The 15,281-nt window shown below is 41.1% G+C and carries 15 protein-coding genes and 1 pseudogene; 5 read left to right on the forward strand and 11 right to left on the reverse strand.

What is annotated here, in order from left to right; genetic code table 11:
* The gene (locus CHJ_RS17065; protein ID WP_317918396.1) at positions 1-1,659 is read left to right on the forward strand and encodes a BatD family protein; all 1,659 of its coding nucleotides are present in this window, start codon (positions 1-3) and stop codon (positions 1,657-1,659) included.
* A gap of 102 nt (positions 1,660-1,761) precedes the next feature.
* On the opposite strand, the gene CHJ_RS17070 is transcribed toward CHJ_RS17065, so the two are convergent.
* The 9 genes and pseudogenes from CHJ_RS17070 to CHJ_RS17110 all read right to left on the reverse strand — a co-directional run bounded on the left by CHJ_RS17070 (position 1,762) and on the right by CHJ_RS17110 (position 10,745).
* The gene (locus CHJ_RS17070; RefSeq protein ID WP_317918397.1) at positions 1,762-3,024 is read right to left on the reverse strand and encodes a RidA family protein; all 1,263 of its coding nucleotides are present in this window, start codon (positions 3,022-3,024) and stop codon (positions 1,762-1,764) included.
* A gap of 58 nt (positions 3,025-3,082) precedes the next feature.
* On the reverse strand, positions 3,083-4,021 hold the full coding sequence (locus CHJ_RS17075) for a carbamate kinase (RefSeq protein WP_317918398.1): 939 nt from the start codon (positions 4,019-4,021) through the stop codon (positions 3,083-3,085).
* 54 nt (positions 4,022-4,075) lie between these two features.
* Positions 4,076-5,188, reverse strand: coding sequence for an agmatine deiminase (gene aguA, locus CHJ_RS17080; protein WP_317918399.1), 1,113 nt, complete (start codon positions 5,186-5,188; stop codon positions 4,076-4,078).
* Positions 5,189-5,348: 160 nt separating this feature from the next.
* On the reverse strand, positions 5,349-6,446 hold the full coding sequence (locus CHJ_RS17085; RefSeq protein ID WP_317918400.1) for a putrescine carbamoyltransferase: 1,098 nt from the start codon (positions 6,444-6,446) through the stop codon (positions 5,349-5,351).
* Positions 6,447-6,495: 49 nt separating this feature from the next.
* Positions 6,496-7,884: an APC family permease gene (locus CHJ_RS17090; protein ID WP_317918401.1), complete on the reverse strand. Its 1,389-nt coding sequence runs from the start codon at positions 7,882-7,884 to the stop codon at positions 6,496-6,498.
* Between the two features lie 62 nt (positions 7,885-7,946).
* Positions 7,947-8,588, reverse strand: coding sequence for an ornithine carbamoyltransferase (locus tag CHJ_RS17095; RefSeq protein WP_411861588.1), 642 nt, complete (start codon positions 8,586-8,588; stop codon positions 7,947-7,949).
* 3 nt (positions 8,589-8,591) lie between these two features.
* Positions 8,592-8,959: pseudogene (locus CHJ_RS17100) on the reverse strand (ornithine carbamoyltransferase); the annotation flags it as partial.
* 15 nt (positions 8,960-8,974) lie between these two features.
* Complete coding sequence (aguA, locus tag CHJ_RS17105) at positions 8,975-10,066, reverse strand: agmatine deiminase (RefSeq protein WP_317918404.1); 1,092 nt, start codon at positions 10,064-10,066, stop codon at positions 8,975-8,977.
* A 76-nt stretch (positions 10,067-10,142) separates the two neighbouring features.
* Positions 10,143-10,745: a TetR/AcrR family transcriptional regulator gene (locus CHJ_RS17110; RefSeq protein WP_317918405.1), complete on the reverse strand. Its 603-nt coding sequence runs from the start codon at positions 10,743-10,745 to the stop codon at positions 10,143-10,145.
* 350 nt (positions 10,746-11,095) lie between these two features.
* On the opposite strand from CHJ_RS17110, the gene CHJ_RS17115 reads away from it, so the two are divergent.
* Positions 11,096-11,479 (forward strand): VOC family protein, encoded by a 384-nt coding sequence (locus tag CHJ_RS17115; protein ID WP_171754429.1) that lies wholly within the window; start codon positions 11,096-11,098, stop codon positions 11,477-11,479.
* On the opposite strand, the gene CHJ_RS17120 is transcribed toward CHJ_RS17115, so the two are convergent.
* Complete coding sequence (locus CHJ_RS17120; RefSeq protein WP_317918406.1) at positions 11,476-12,105, reverse strand: helix-turn-helix transcriptional regulator; 630 nt, start codon at positions 12,103-12,105, stop codon at positions 11,476-11,478. The genes CHJ_RS17115 and CHJ_RS17120 overlap by 4 nt on opposite strands.
* A gap of 214 nt (positions 12,106-12,319) precedes the next feature.
* On the opposite strand from CHJ_RS17120, the gene CHJ_RS17125 reads away from it, so the two are divergent.
* Entirely contained in the window at positions 12,320-12,838 is a 519-nt protein-coding gene (locus CHJ_RS17125; RefSeq protein WP_317918407.1) for an RNA methyltransferase, read from the forward strand.
* A 119-nt stretch (positions 12,839-12,957) separates the two neighbouring features.
* Here CHJ_RS17125 and CHJ_RS17130 read toward each other — a convergent pair whose 3' ends face one another.
* On the reverse strand, positions 12,958-13,515 hold the full coding sequence (locus tag CHJ_RS17130; RefSeq protein WP_317918408.1) for a TetR/AcrR family transcriptional regulator: 558 nt from the start codon (positions 13,513-13,515) through the stop codon (positions 12,958-12,960).
* 206 nt (positions 13,516-13,721) lie between these two features.
* Here CHJ_RS17130 and CHJ_RS17135 point away from each other — a divergent pair, with 206 nt between their 5' ends.
* Positions 13,722-14,339, forward strand: coding sequence for a hypothetical protein (locus tag CHJ_RS17135; RefSeq protein ID WP_317918409.1), 618 nt, complete (start codon positions 13,722-13,724; stop codon positions 14,337-14,339).
* Positions 14,340-14,363: 24 nt separating this feature from the next.
* The gene (locus CHJ_RS17140; protein WP_317918410.1) at positions 14,364-15,236 is read left to right on the forward strand and encodes an SDR family oxidoreductase; all 873 of its coding nucleotides are present in this window, start codon (positions 14,364-14,366) and stop codon (positions 15,234-15,236) included.
* Positions 15,237-15,281: the final 45 nt, after the last annotated feature.

Genomic DNA, 15,281 nt, shown 5'->3' on the forward strand with positions numbered 1-15,281 from the left:
ATGAACACATTTCACTTAACTTATCGTCGTTATATACCTCTATTTCTTGGGCTAATATTAGCGCTAGTAAGTGAGTATTCACTTGCATCATTAACTGCGACGGTTTCTAAAAACAAGGTAGCGAAAGGCGAAGTTTTTCAGCTTAAAGTGGTCGCTGACGAGCGCCTTTCATCCGATGACATTGATTTTTCTGTTCTAGAGCAAGATTTTTTTATTGGCAGACCAAATTTTGCCATGTCAGTTAACTCCTTCAATGGTAAAAGCGCCATCAGAAGTGAATGGAACCTCTCCCTTGCCGCTCTTCGCGCAGGCGTTCTCTCAATACCAAGTTTCACCGTCGGCGGCAACCAGACTGACACGCTTTACATCACCTCTACCGTTGACCCCAATGAAACAACCCAAGACGAATTGATCGAATACCAGAGCCAGCTGAACAAGAGCCAACTGTACCCTGAAGAGATAGCCAAACTCGATACTCGCCTCATTATCAAAACGAACCTAAGGCGATTACAAAATCCGCAAATCACGCCCCCACAAGCAACCCAAGGGATAGATTTAGAAGCCATTGGCGAATCAAAGCAGTACCAAAAGGTCATCGACGGTGTAGAAGTCACCATTGTTGATCAAAGCTACCAAGTAAGTGGCTCTCAGTCAGGTCAATTTGTGATAACAGGCCCTTCATTAACAGGCACCATTATTGAGAGAAACCCACAAAATGGTGCCAATAAGCTGGTCTCCATTAATACCCATGCTAATGAAATAGCCGTGACAATATTAGCAAAACCTGACAACTTTCAAGGCCACTGGTTGCCAAGCACTCGCGTGAACCTAGTACAGACATGGCAAGATGAAGAAGGAAACAGCATTGATGAACAAAATGCCTTCTCCACCCGTGTTGGAGCACCTATTACACGTACAGTTACATTAGAAGTAGCAGGTGTTGCTCCATCTCAACTTCCTGATATTGAGCTAAATTACCCTGACTCTATTCGTCTCTACCCTGAACAGGCAAAATTTCAGCAACTGGATGACCGAGTGGTGATGACGGTTAAACACGTCATTATAGCCAAAACAGAAGGCTCAATAGAGTTACCCGCAATTGCCATTAATTGGTGGAACACCTCGACAAAACAACTCGCCTCCGCTTCCGTTAGTGGCCTAACTCTCCAAGTTGAGCAAGGAGAACAGCAATCAACGGCGTTACTTAGCAACCCGTTAAACCCCCTTCCTCCACAAGATGAGAAGGTGGTGGAAGTTATCGTCACTGATGCAGGGTTATGGCCTTATCTCAGCGCTTTTTTTGCTCTGCTCTGGTTACTATTTATGGCCTTGTGGCTGAAAGCGAAAAAGGCAACCACAACACAACCTGTAAACACGCTTACCGAAAAAGATAACAACATTATTAAACAGTTAGACTCAGTAATTGCACAAAACGATGGTATTAAATTGCAAACTTTAGTCACGCAATGGCTAGCAGAAAATCAAGATATTGATGAGAAAATCAAAGCTGACATTGAACAAGAAATGAAGGCCATTATGAAGGCGATTTATACGCCTGACGGCCAATCATGGGATAAAAAAACGATACGGAAATTACTGAAAAAAGCCAATAAACAGAAAGTGAACAAACCTGATGAATCAGGATTAGCTGAGCTGTAGTGACTTAATGGCTTAGCGGTTTAACTGCAAAAAACACTGGCTAAAATGAAATGATGAGTTGAGATAATTTCGTTATAGCCAGTGTCGATCGTCGAGACTATCCTACAGTTCTGGAGAAGTACCTTCACCGTTTGAAAGAATGGCATCGATCTGTACCGATGCTCCCATTGGAATATCAGCCACTCCGATTACTGTTCTAGCCGGCATATCCCCTTTGAAGTAAGTCGGGTAAATCTCGTCTACAGAATCAAGATCTGCAACATCTTTTAGCTGAATGTTGATCTTAACAATATCATCCATTTCATGGCCGATACTCTCTACAATTAACTGAATATTCTTTAAACACTGCCCTGCCTGTTCTTTTGCACTACCTACAACCACCGTCCCCGTAACGGCATCAACTGGAAGTTGAGCAGAAACATTATTGTAGTGAGAAAAAGCCACAGTCTGGGTTGATAGAGAGTTCTTCGGTGCTGAGTCGGTATTATTGGCTTTAATAACGATACCATGTCTATCTTCAACCGCTTGTGGAGGTGTACCGTCACCATGTGACACCGTGGCATCAATCTGAACCATAGCCCCCATTGGTAAGCCAGACGTAACAACAATTGAACGAGCAGGCATATAACCTGCCGCTCTTGCAATAGATGAGTCTGGAAAGAAACTTGTGTAGGTTTCGTTCACAGCATCTAAATCCTCAAGGTTTTGCAGGTGTATGTTGATTTTCACAATATCATCAAATGGCACATCTACATCTTCCATTATGGCTTTGATATTCTTTAGACATTGAGCCGTCTGTTCCTTAGCTCCTCCCACAACGATATTGCCTGTTCTTGGGTCAACAGGTAACTGAGCTGAAATATGATTATAGTGAGAGAAAGCCACAGAATGGGTAGACACAGAGCATACTGGTGCTCTTTCAGAGTTTCTTACCAGTTTTACGAGATCACAAGGCGGCTGAGTACCAGAACCTTCACCGTTAGAGATAACCGCATCCATTTGTACCAAAGCTCCTTCCATCGGAAGTGCATCAACAGCTAATACAGTACGGGTCGGAAGATAACCAAGAAAGAAAGAGGAGTAAACTTCATTGATAGCATCAATATCCATGATATTTTTCATATAAATATTGATACGAACTACATCAGTCATAGTGTGGTCGATGCTTTCTACTATGGCTTTAATATTTCTTAGACACTGTGTCGCCTGCTCTTTGACGCCACCTTCCACCATAGCACCTATTTTTGGATCAAGCGGAAGTTGCGCTGAGATATTGTTGTAGTGAGAAAACGCAACGGTTTGGGTTGATGCTGAACTTTCTGGGGCATTACCGGTGTTTCTGGAATTCTTTATGATACCACTCATGTCGATATGTCTCCTGATTGATTTTAATTTGATAATTTGATTGTCTGAAACATCATATTTATAGGTAATAAGTTAATTCCGCACGGTCTGTAATATGCGTTCCTGCTTCACCGCGTAGAATTTCGTCTAGCTCAAACAACGAACCTATCGCAGCGCTTCTCGAAGTCTTATCAACAAAATCGCAGACAGCATCAACCTTTGGCCCCATCGAACCCGCAGGGAAATCATAAGTTTTTAGTTCTGTAGAAGAGATCTTCTGGATAGCACGCTGACTTGGTTTTCCAAAATCTTCGTATACCGCACCATCAGTAAGAATGATAAACATATCAGCGTCCAATAGCTTGGACATCAGACAAGCGGTAGAATCCTTATCGATTACGCACTCTACACCTGTAAGTTCTATACCTTTTGAATCATAGGCCACTGGAACACCACCACCACCACCAGCGATCACAATACTTTTCTGCTTAAGTAGTGCTTCAATCTGGTAAAGCTCGATAATATTGTGAGGAGTTGGAGAAGCAACAACACGACGATAATATTCACCGTCAGCCTTAAACATCACACCGGTATCAGCCATGATCTCTTCAGCACGCTCCTTGGAATAAACAGGCCCGACAAATTTAGTAGGATTATTGAACGCTTCATCTTCCTTATTGACGACCGTTTGTGTCAAAAGACTAACCACACCAAGACAGCTATCGACATTAAGCAGTTCTTTTTGCAGCATATAACCAACCATGCCACAAGTTTGCGCACCCAATACATCCATAGGATAAGGTGTCGTCTCTGGTGAAACTTCATTGTAAGCAGCATTTTGTTCCATTAATAGCCCCACCTGAGGACCATTACCATGAACAATCACAAGCTCGTTATTTTTCGCAATCTTAGCGATGCTTGCAGCCGCCTTTTTAATGTTATTCAACTGATTTTCCGCGGTAAGTGCCTCACCACGCTCTAACAGGGCATTTCCACCCAAAGCAAGTACAATTCTCATTATTCGTCTCTTTCTTTTTAAAGGGTCATCTACAACTGTTGATGACCTGATGATTTATTTGGTTTGTTCCGCAGGCTGCTCATGAGTAATACAATGAACAATGCCACCACCGATGGCTATTTCTCGAGCGTTTTCGAGTTGGATAACTTGTCTGTCTGGGAAGCAAGATTGAAGTGTTTCAGCCGCCAAATCATCATTTGGATCGTTATAACTTGGTACAAGAATCACCCCATTACCGATTAAGAAATTGATGTAAGAACCTACTTGTTCAAAACCGTCTTCTATCTCAAGGTTATATTCAGCAAGGTCGTAGTTCTGCGCTTCCTCTTCTGTAATAATAATTGGGTTTTGAGGCGCCATCATTTTCACGATGTCTAACTTACGACCTTTAGCATCTGTTTCTGTTGAAAGGATGTCGTATGAACGACGGACTGTGTCATAGTTTTCACTGCTCTCATCATCCGTCCATTGAAGGATCACTTTGCCAGGCGCTACCCAGCAAGCAAGGTCATCAATATGCCCCCCCGTACAATCGGTTGGTAGACCTTCCGGTAGCCAAATCACTTTCTCAATACCGCAGTACTCTTTAAGGTGGTTTTCTACTTGTTGTTTTGTAAATTGAGGATTACGGTTACTGTTGCAAAGTACTGCCTCGGTTGTCATCAAAGTACCTTCGCCATCAGTATGAATCGCGCCACCTTCAACAACGATTGGAGCCTGATAATAGTCCATCCACTCACTTTCACAGATCTTGCCCGCCACTTGCTCTGTTTTGTCCCACGGGAAATAATGTCCATCTTCTAAGCCACCATAAGCGTTATATCCCCAATCTACACCGCGAACCTCTCCGGTCTTATCGTTAATAACAAAGCTAGGGGCTGAATCTCGTGCCCAGGAATCGTTAATCGACATCTCGATGACACGAACTTGAGGTGGAAGCATATAGCGCGCCGTTTTATATTGCTCACAGCTTGCGATTACCGTCACAGGCTGAAACTCGGAGATTTTGGTACAAATATCCACCCATACACGTTGAGCAGGCTTAGCACCGCTATGCCAGTTATTTGCATGCTCAGGCCAAATCATCCAAAGTTGTTTTTGTGTTTCCCACTCTGCTACAAGACGGAAGCCATCTTTTTTTGGAGTCGTGTTTAATACATTCGCCATTACTATTCCTTACGATTTAATACATCGTATTAAATAAATATTGTGTAGAACTCACATGCAAAGACCCTACACGCAATAAATAGAGTGCATGATAGTGGTATAAATAATTACAATGTGAGTTCTGGTTAATTTAAATATTAATTAAATAGGACAGAGATTATTAATTGAATATTTTATTCATTAGATCTTCAGTTCTTTCTTTATAATATTCGATGTCTTCTTCTTTTGGCTCCACTTTATGTGGATGTGCGTAATAGGTTAATAATGCCATCATCGCACTTAGGCGGTTTTCTGCTTCATCAAATACAACAGAGCGACCACTTTCCATCACTTCTCTAGTCACTTCTTTGTGCTCTTCCCACTGAGTATGTCCTGCGTTTGCAGGTAATACATGCATAAACTTAGTTTCTGCTCCTGCCTTTTTAAGTAGCTCCATCGTAGTAACATAACCGCCTTCACCAAAAATGACATCACGCTTAAGAACCTCTTTTGCATCACGTCCCCAACACCACTCTTCAGCCTGAACAAAGTCTGCACCTTTAATCGCTTCTACATCTGAAGTAATGATAAGTTCACCACCAGAAACCGTATTGTTTTCATTTGCAATATCGATCACTTGTTGAGGCAAATTGTAGCCTTCTGGGCTAATTACTTTCATTGTCATACCCAGCTTTGAAGTCGCATAAGCAAGGGATGCTGTTGGTGTTGACGCATCACCAATAACCACGACCACTGCATCTTCCAGCTTCTTGCCTTCTGGTAAATGCTCTTTTATGGTCAATAAATCGGCTAAACATTGAGTTGGGTGATTACCGCAATCATCACCATACACGTCACAACTCATCGCATTAATAACGGGAACGGTAGAGGCAGCAGCATATTTCTCAATATCTGAATACAGGTCGTCACGAATCATCACCACATCACACATTCGGGCAATAACACGCGATGTATCTTCCAACGTCTCTTTAGTATTTAGGTGAATATCTCTTGGTGACAAAAAGAGTGCATGTCCTCCTAATAATGTCGCTGCTGTTTCAAAAGAAACACGAGTACGCGTAGATGACTGCTGAAAAATCATACCAAGAGATTTATCTTTGAATGTTTGAGGCAAAGCATTTTTTGCTCTGGCATCTTTCAGTACTTCCATTAATTCAATCCAGTTTAAAATTTCTTCTTTGCTGAACTGATTCATATTCATAAAATGCGTTAAATTATTTTTATTTAAATTAGTGGCACTTGAACTAGGAGTTCTCATTTTTATTTTCCTTTAATTTAATAACATCTATTTTCTTAAGTTAAATAACTTAATTTGCTTTTGAATCTACTGTGTAATTAACTTGCTTTTTAAGACAATGATTAACCATACGGGAACCAAAACCAATAACGACTAAACATCCTATCGATATAGAACCAAGATATATTGGATCCACAGGCTCTCCAGGGGGCAGTAATAAGAACCAAATACATGCGCAAATCACAACAAAAGGAGATGTAGCAATTAATCTGACCGTAAAATCGCCACCAGGCACTTTAAATGGTCTCTCTGTTTCACCATCAATACTGCGTAAACGAATAAAAGTGACAAACATAACCAGATACGGCAGGAAAAAGATTATGGTAGAAAACGCAAGTAGAACCCAGAACAACTCTTCGGCATCCTTAGCCATAAATCCATATAGCACAACCTCTGCTATCGCTACTGCACCGCCCAATAACGCCGCACCAATTGGCGCATGAGTTTTAGGGTGTATCTTTGCAAACACGCTAGGGAGCTCACCTTCCTGACCCGCAGCCATCGCGGCTTCATTGGCAGCCATGCACCAAGTTACATTATTAGTAAAGAAAGTGAACATCAGCATACAGCCTAAAGCATAGACAATGAGATCATTATTGCTGCCGAAAATCACTAAGAATGTATCAACAAAGCCATTGATTAATCCCAGCTCTTCGACTGGAACTGAAACCAAAATTCCTGTTGTTGCGAACAAGTACATGACAATCACAACAACACCGGCAATCGCGAAGCTTTTTGGAATGGTTTTAGCTGGATCTTTAATGTGACGAGACATACAAGCGATGGTATCCCAGCCACTTACATTAAACACAACCATAGCAAGAAAGCCAATGCCCGCTCCCCACTGGGGTAACATGGTCTCTCTAGTGATTGTGGTCGCCGACCCTTGAGTCATTGCGACATAAATGCCACCCACAGAGATAACTACGATGAAGAGTAATTTTAAGATAGCACCGATGTTCGGTAACCACTTGGCAAACTTCATATCCATACAAAGAACCATCGTCATCAATACAATAAGGCTAATGCAAATTGAAGCTTGACCGATATACGTCATATCTGGGAAAAATAGCTGTGAGAAGATACCAGAAAATAATAAGAATGCTGTAGGAACAAACAACATCATATTAATCCAATATAACCATGAAACATTAGCGGCTGCTCTTGAACCAAAACCTCGTTTTATCCAGTCGTAAATCCCACCTTCATAAGGATAAGCGGTTGCCAATTCAGTAACGACAAGAATGTAAGGAACAACATAAATGACCGCAATTGCAATCCACCAGAAATAAACTTGAGCGCCAACGCTTGCTGCTGCTGTTAACTGATCAAGAAATAGTAGTGCTGATATAACATAAAGAACTACATCGAATGTACCCATGCTTTTGTTATTAGACATAACTGCCTCCTAAAAGCGTTGAAAAGAATAGGCCACTAAACCGTAATGTGGCCTAACTTAGATTAAATTTCACTCTGCGTGATAAATTCTTTAACGGCGTTTTCTGCATATGCTTTTAACGTCGATTTATCTTCACTTTCGATAAGAGATACCAGCAAAGCCATTTCTGAGTACATACGATTTTCAGCTTGATCAAAAATCACACTACGCTCGTGATCCATAATTCCATCAGTCACTTCGGCATTACGAATGGCTGGCAAGTAATGCATAAATTTCATGTGTTCAGGACCTTTAGCGAAGATCTCTTCATTAACTTGGAAATTAGGAATGAATATTTGCTTACGACGCTCCGCGTCGTCCTCTTGTCCGTGATACCAAAGAGTACCGGTATAAACGAAGTCAGCATTTTTAATCGCTTGTTCAGCATCTTCAGTAACAATAAATTGACCACCGCCTACTTCCGCAGCATTAACTGCGCGATCCAAGTTCTCTCCTGTCAATCGGAACCCTTCAGGTGATACGTGGTACAAGGTAATTCCAAAGCGAGTCAGAAACTGAGCATGATTATTCGCAACACATTCATAATCAGAGGTATCGCCAATCCATGCTACCGTCAGATCTGATAACTTCTTGTCCTTTGGTTTATGTTCAAGGATTGTACAAAGATCAGATAACACCTGACACGGATGAAGTGTCCAGGTCATAGCATTGATTAGAGGGATGTCGATATGTTTTGCAAATTCCAGCATATCATCATGCTCATGCACACGAGCACATACTATGTCACAGAAGCGCGAGATAACTTTTGCTGTGTCATAAAGGGACTCATAGCCAGTTCCCATATGAATTTCACCCGGACGCAAATACAAAGCGTGCCCCCCAGCTTTGTCATCGCTACCTCAAATGAAATACGAGTTCTGGTCGATGACTCTTCAAATATCATCCCTAAAGATTTACCCTTAAGTAATTCAGGGCATGCTCCCATTTTATCAAAACGTTTTAACATCAAGGACAGTTCAGCTAAGTCTAATAATTGCTGATTTGTAAAATCGATTGGATCTATAAAGTTCTTCATTATAAGTTACCTAATTTATTTTGGTTGTTGCTGTGTAATGCAATGAATATTTCCACCGCCAAGAATAATTTCTCTAGCGTAAATACCGATAATTTCTCGTGTTGGAAAATATTCAGAAAGAATTTGTTTGACTACTTCATCATTTTTATCATTAAATGTTGGGTAAACAACGACATTATTACCAATATAAAAATTCAAATAAGTTGCCCCTGTTCTATCACCTGGGCAGCGAGGTTCTGCATATTCATCTAGATCGATACCAAAACACTCTTCTTCTGTATAAATAATAGGTTTTGGCTGTGGAAACTTAACAACCTTTAATTTATTTCCTTTTGCGTCAGTTTCTGATTGTAATATTTCCAGACATCGCTTAGATATTTCATATTGCGGATCACTTTCATCATCTGTCCAAGCCAACGCCACAACACCCGGCGCTAAGAAACAACAAATATTATCTACATGACCATTGGTTTCATCTTCAAATAGCCCTTGTTCAAGCCAAATAACCTTTGTCACGTTCACGTAATCTTTTAAATATTTTTCAACTTCTTCTTTAGTAAGATCAGGATTTCTGTTTGGGTGAAGTAAGCACTCCTCTGTAGTAACCAAAGTACCTTGTCCGTCTACATGAATGCTTCCACCTTCAAGAATAATTGACGGACGGTATCTGTCTGCTCTCTCTACTTCTAATATTTTTTGGGCAGCGAGTTCACAATTGTCCCAAGGGAAATGTAGTCCTTCTTCCAATCCGCCATACGCATTAAATCCCCAGTCTACTCCCCGTAAACCACCTTGATCGTTAACCAAAAAGGTAGGGCCTGCATCTCGTGCCCAAGCGTCCTTGTGGGCTAACTCTACTAGTCGAATTTCCTCTGGCAACTTTGCTCTGGCATTACGATATTGCTGAGATGTGACACACATGGTAACGGGCTCATATTTGACAATTGCACTCGCCACCTCGACAAATTTTTGTTGAACAGGTTTAGCTCCCATTCTCCAATTGTCGGCATTTTCTGGCCAAATTAACCAACACCCAGAATGTGGTTCCCATTCTGCAGGCATACGATATCCATCCTCTACAGGTATAGAGGTTAAAATTCTAGACATTTTAATTTCCTTAATTTCTATAGTTACAGTTATTCCTCAGCACATAATGCGCCGATATAACTTTATTAAATTATTTCTATTCTATTTTTGGTAGATATTCAGGAAGATAATAACTCAAGTATCTTTCTGTTAATATTCTGGCCTCATGTATTATTTCATTAGAAACTGGCTTACCTTCTTCATTATGAGAAAAATATAAGCTATCACCCGCTTCTAAAGCGACAATGAAAATATTAATGTGTGTAGGAAGAGTGGGAAGTTTAAAGTTATTCCTATATAAATTTTCTATTTCTTGACCTAAAATCAAGTCGTTTTTTTTTGCTGCTTCCTGTATAGACAAATAGGGATGTTGAGAATATAAAATCTTTTTAGCTAATGGATGAGAATCACAATACTCAATGAGAGATGATTCTACCTCTCTATTAATATCACGCCAATGCTGAACATCCACTCCACTAAGACAGTTTCTAACAACCGAGATAAAATCACTGAAAACATTTTCCATCATTTCATATAGCAATACTTCAACGTTTGGATAGTGATGATATATCGTTGAAGAGGACATTCGAGCTTCTGAGGCAATATCATAAATAGATAATTTATTAATATTGGAATGTTGAGATAACGAGGTCATTGCATCCTTAATTCTCGCAACAGTCTCTTCTTTCGATTGTCTCATCTTCGCTTACCTACTGTTGTATCTATAACGTCAATACAGCCAATTTACTCCATTGCTGCCTCAGTTTCTTGATATGTATCAATTCTCTAATATGGCCGAACTCAATGATTTAAATACTGGTGCCTAGTCACACAAAAAGTAACTAAACAGGAACAAACTGATACAGATCAATTTTCGTAGTCAACATGAGCTCACTCCTTATCTCCATCACAATATGCCAAGATTAAAGTAATAAACAATCTACCGTAGTAACCATATGTATCTCTGTATTTTTCGTCCCCCTGTCGCATATCTTCAATACAGCTATCTCCTTCTTTCCTATTCTTTGGTCATTTACTAAGGAGACAAAAATGAAGCTTAAATACACCATTTTGTATGTAGACAACGTGGCAGAAACATTGGCATTTTATGAGCAGGCATTTTCCATGAAGGTTGCTACCCTTCATGAAAGCGGCGATTACGGAGAGCTGAATACAGGCACAACATCACTCTCTTTTTCGTCTCTAGAGCTGATGGCACAGTTAGGCAAAGGAGCGGTAGCACCTGTTGCTGGCTCGCCTTGCTTTGAGATTGCTTTTGAAACAAACGATGTGGCTTTAGCGCTGGATAAGGCGCTGGCTGCAGGGGCAAGTCTGGTTCAGGATGTTGAGGAAATGCCATGGGGACAAACCACCGCCTATGTACATGATATCAACGGTTTCCTGATTGAGCTATGCAGCCCTGTCCGGGGTTAATAGGCGGGCCAGAAAAGTTGCTCGGTTAAATCCTCGCGCTTTAACAGTTGCGAGGGTGTAACCCCAAACCAGTGCTTTATTTCACGGCACATATGAGCTTGGTCGGCATAATGATACTGATAAGCGATTTCATTATGTAATCCGCTGTTAACCAACTCTTTGGCACACTGCCTCGCCCTCGCGAGGCGCAGCCAGTATGACGGCGTTCCGGACGTGTGGGCAGAGAGCAAACGTTGCAGGGTTCTGGTGCTGACACCCAGCTGTTTAGCGCAAAACTCTATCGTTTGTCCATTGCTCCGGATACAGGCCAGTGCTTCTGAAACCCTATCGTCGGTATGAGTTGCCCCTTCTATTTGGTCCGTGAGCGCACCAACAGAGCTGATGGACGACAGTAAGCCCGTGCTATCCATATCCTTTACGTTACATCCGGGATGAAGGCGAAATCCCATCATAAAAGTATTCGCTGCCAGCTCGACTTTTATGGTCGTATTGTAAAGTGGGGAGAGATAGACAAAGGGAGCGTCATTTGGTTTCTGAACAAAGATAATATCCTGACAGCCATCAGGGATTACAAAGCTCTCTCTGTGCTCTGTTGGTTCCGATGTCCAGTTCTCAAGGATATTCATATTTAATAGTATCTGTAATGGTTAAAAGTATTCTACCAGTATGACCAAGTTTGTGGGGTGGTTGCAATGTTTCAGGTTTTTAAAACCAATGTTCACTCAATTGGAATCAAACCTTTCAGTATGCAATACAAAAGCAGGTCAACTTTTTATAACAAGTTTGTTAGAATGCCGCCCCTATTTACACCGCTGTATTAATTTGAAAACGAGAAAAGCAATGAAAGCAAACCATGTCACAATTGGTCTAACCAACCCTAAGAGCCCAACAAATGTTGGTGCGGTAATGCGTGCAGCAGGTTGCTTTCAGGTTAATGAAGTAAAGTACACTGGCCTAAGATACGAAAAATCCGCTAAATTTCATACAGATACCAAAAGTGTCACTCGCAAAATTCCTTTGACGGCCGTCGACTCATTTCTTGATGACCTTGATCCTGAAACAGAGATCGTTTGTGTAGAACTCGCCGAGGGCGCAACCCCGCTTCCACGCTTTCAACACCCTAAAAAAGCAATGTATATCTTTGGACCTGAAGACGGTTCGATCAGTCAAGAGGTTGCAGACAAAGCTCATCATGTTGTTTATATACCGACCATTGGTTGTATGAACCTAGCTGCAACCGTCAACGTCTTACTCTATGATCGCTTAGCGAAATCGGGCAGCATGGATGAAAGTGAAGACTTGATCCGAAGCAGTCGTGACAATCGTAATCACCTAAAAGTGAAAACAACAGCCCTTTGAGCTTGAGTTATTTAAAGACCTATGACTGCGTTTATTCATGCTCAGACGCACTACAACTGACACCTTTAGCTTCAGTCATGTCCTTTCAGATTTGGCACCTCAATTAGCGGTGCCATCTTTTAGTTTGAGACTTTCACATCCTGCTCAGAGAGTTGGAGGATCCAAGAAGCTATCTCTTCAATTTTGGTTTGGTTGCCACTGAGTAACCTGGTCATCAAACCACCAAGTAACAACGCATAAGCTTGATTGGCATTCTCTCTGCCTACAATTTTATTTAGTTCTGCTAAGAATTTACTATCGGCCATTTTTAGAAGCTTATCATTGGCTATATCTTGACTGTCCCGATTTTTAACATAGTCCAATAACACCGTCATTTCTCCCTTAAAACGGCTATCCAAGGTCTCTATCAATTGAACTAAGGCTTGCTTGCTGTCTTCTGGTAAAGGTGAATGACTCTCTACGCCATAGAGTGAGTGTGGCTCTAGCACAAACTCTGTACAAGCGGTAAATAACTCTTCTTTGCTTGAAAAGTAATGATAAAGAGCGCTTTTAGATACACCCAGTGCTTCAGCAATGCCTCGCATTCCTAATCCGTTCAGCCCGTGCTCTGAAAAAATATCAACGGCTTTGGCAATTAATTCACTGCGGTATGCTTCTCGATCAACAATTTTTGGCATGGTTTCATCTCTTTAAAGTCCACATGGACTATATTTTCATTTGCTTTAAAAGTCCACTGGACGATCTAAACTGACACTTAATAGACCACTTGGACCAAAAACCATTGACAGACTCAACGTTGATCGGCTAATCTTATTTAGACCAATCGGACTAAATAAGATTGCATTATTGCTTATCGGTAATAATTTCAAATGAAGGGGACAACATGACTACAGATCAATTCACCATAAAAGATGCACCTATTAACTGGCAATGCAACGGCAAGTTCAATTTCACAACAGGCTATGGTGCCACTAAAGCTGAAAGTGTCATTGCAAATTATGCTGCATTCATCGCACCTGTAATCCTATACTTTTTTGCTTGGAAATCGCTTGATTGGAGTGTATTGCAAGTCGTCGTAGCAGCGCTTTTGACCTTAGATATGATTGGTGGAGTGCTAACAAACTCACTTGGGTCAATGAAGCGATACCTTTATACCGACCAAAATCTAGATGTAAATTGGCTGGGAAAACTGGTTGGAAGCAAGTTCCTCTTTCCAGCTATCCATTTTCAATTGTTTGCGATTCCACTCTGTTTTGACATCGCATGGTCTTATGCCTTCTTTTGGTATGGCATGATGATGGTATCAATTGTGATTGTTCATTTTACCCCCTTGTATCTACAACGCCCTATTGCGTTATTGATCGTAATGCTATCGATCATTCTTGCTCAGCTTATCGCTTCCCCTGTGGGTCTGGAGTGGATAGCGCCCATTTTCATGATTAAGTTAGTACTTTCTCATGGCGTGAGAGAAGAACCGTACCGCCGTACACTAGCAGAGTAACTAGCCGTAAAAGGTAAGGAAAATATGATGACATCGAAAAAAGTTCTAGTCGTGGGGGCAACTGGCTACTTAGGCCTGCATATCATTAAACAACTACAAAAACATCGGCTGGATTTTGTTGCACTGGCTCGAAACAGACAAAAGTTATTAGTAAACGGCGTAAATGAAGCACAAATTATTGAGGCGCAGGTGACGAGTCAGCAACAACTTGAAGGCGTTTGCAATAGTGTCGATGTCGTTATCTCTTGCTTAGGTATTACTCGACAACAAGATGGTTTGAAATACATGGATATCGACTACCAAGCCAATCTAAACATTTTGCTAGAGGCAGAAAAAGCAGGCGTTGAGAAATTTATCTATATTTCAGCACTCAATGCAGCAAAATATTCCAATGTTCGCATGTTGAAAGCTAAAGAGAGGTTTTCTACCCGCCTACTCAACTCAAAAAGGCTACAACCATGTGTAATTAGACCCAGTGGCTTCTTCTCTGATTTGGAAGAAATTTATCACATGGCAAGCAAAGGGCATGTCTACTTGTTTGGCTCTTCATCGAAAAAGTTAAACCCAATTCATGGTGAAGACCTCGCTGAATTTTGTATTGAAGCTATTCACTCCAACGTGAAAGAACTAGACATTGGTGGCCCTGAAGTATTAACCACGAGTCAAATTGCACAGTTTGCGTTTGAAGCACAATATAAAGAAGTGAGTATTGTCCGATTACCTGATTGGTTAAGACGTTTAACTTTGTGTTTAATGAAGCAGCTACCTGAAAAGTGGGGGGGAGCTGCTGAGTTTTTCCTAACGGTTATGGGAGATGATTTTACAGCTCCAACCTATGGAAAGCATAAAATTAAAGATTACTACGCAGAAGTGTATAAGGTGATAAACAAGTCATAATGATAAGGAGCTTAAAAAAGCAATCTAGAATAAGTTTTGCTGCCT

Origin of the sequence: Vibrio sp. MACH09, assembly GCF_033238805.1 — a bacterium.
Lineage (GTDB): Bacteria > Pseudomonadota > Gammaproteobacteria > Enterobacterales > Vibrionaceae > Vibrio.

Bases quoted from the DNA above. Each gene is read 5' to 3' on its own strand.
- CHJ_RS17095 (WP_411861588.1), bottom strand. From the start codon at position 8,588: ATGACCTGGACACTTCATCCGTGTCAGGTGTTATCTGATCTTTGTACA.
- CHJ_RS17115 (WP_171754429.1), top strand. From the start codon at position 11,096: ATGAAGCTTAAATACACCATTTTGTATGTAGACAACGTGGCAGAAACA.
- CHJ_RS17085 (WP_317918400.1), bottom strand. From the start codon at position 6,446: ATGAGAACTCCTAGTTCAAGTGCCACTAATTTAAATAAAAATAATTTA.
- CHJ_RS17130 (WP_317918408.1), bottom strand. From the start codon at position 13,515: ATGCCAAAAATTGTTGATCGAGAAGCATACCGCAGTGAATTAATTGCC.
- CHJ_RS17120 (WP_317918406.1), bottom strand. From the start codon at position 12,105: ATGAATATCCTTGAGAACTGGACATCGGAACCAACAGAGCACAGAGAG.
- CHJ_RS17135 (WP_317918409.1), top strand. From the start codon at position 13,722: ATGACTACAGATCAATTCACCATAAAAGATGCACCTATTAACTGGCAA.
- CHJ_RS17125 (WP_317918407.1), top strand. From the start codon at position 12,320: ATGAAAGCAAACCATGTCACAATTGGTCTAACCAACCCTAAGAGCCCA.
- CHJ_RS17090 (WP_317918401.1), bottom strand. From the start codon at position 7,884: ATGTCTAATAACAAAAGCATGGGTACATTCGATGTAGTTCTTTATGTT.
- aguA (WP_317918399.1), bottom strand. From the start codon at position 5,188: ATGGCGAATGTATTAAACACGACTCCAAAAAAAGATGGCTTCCGTCTT.
- aguA (WP_317918404.1), bottom strand. From the start codon at position 10,066: ATGTCTAGAATTTTAACCTCTATACCTGTAGAGGATGGATATCGTATG.
- CHJ_RS17140 (WP_317918410.1), top strand. From the start codon at position 14,364: ATGATGACATCGAAAAAAGTTCTAGTCGTGGGGGCAACTGGCTACTTA.
- CHJ_RS17065 (WP_317918396.1), top strand. From the start codon at position 1: ATGAACACATTTCACTTAACTTATCGTCGTTATATACCTCTATTTCTT.
- CHJ_RS17070 (WP_317918397.1), bottom strand. From the start codon at position 3,024: ATGAGTGGTATCATAAAGAATTCCAGAAACACCGGTAATGCCCCAGAA.
- CHJ_RS17075 (WP_317918398.1), bottom strand. From the start codon at position 4,021: ATGAGAATTGTACTTGCTTTGGGTGGAAATGCCCTGTTAGAGCGTGGT.
- CHJ_RS17110 (WP_317918405.1), bottom strand. From the start codon at position 10,745: ATGAGACAATCGAAAGAAGAGACTGTTGCGAGAATTAAGGATGCAATG.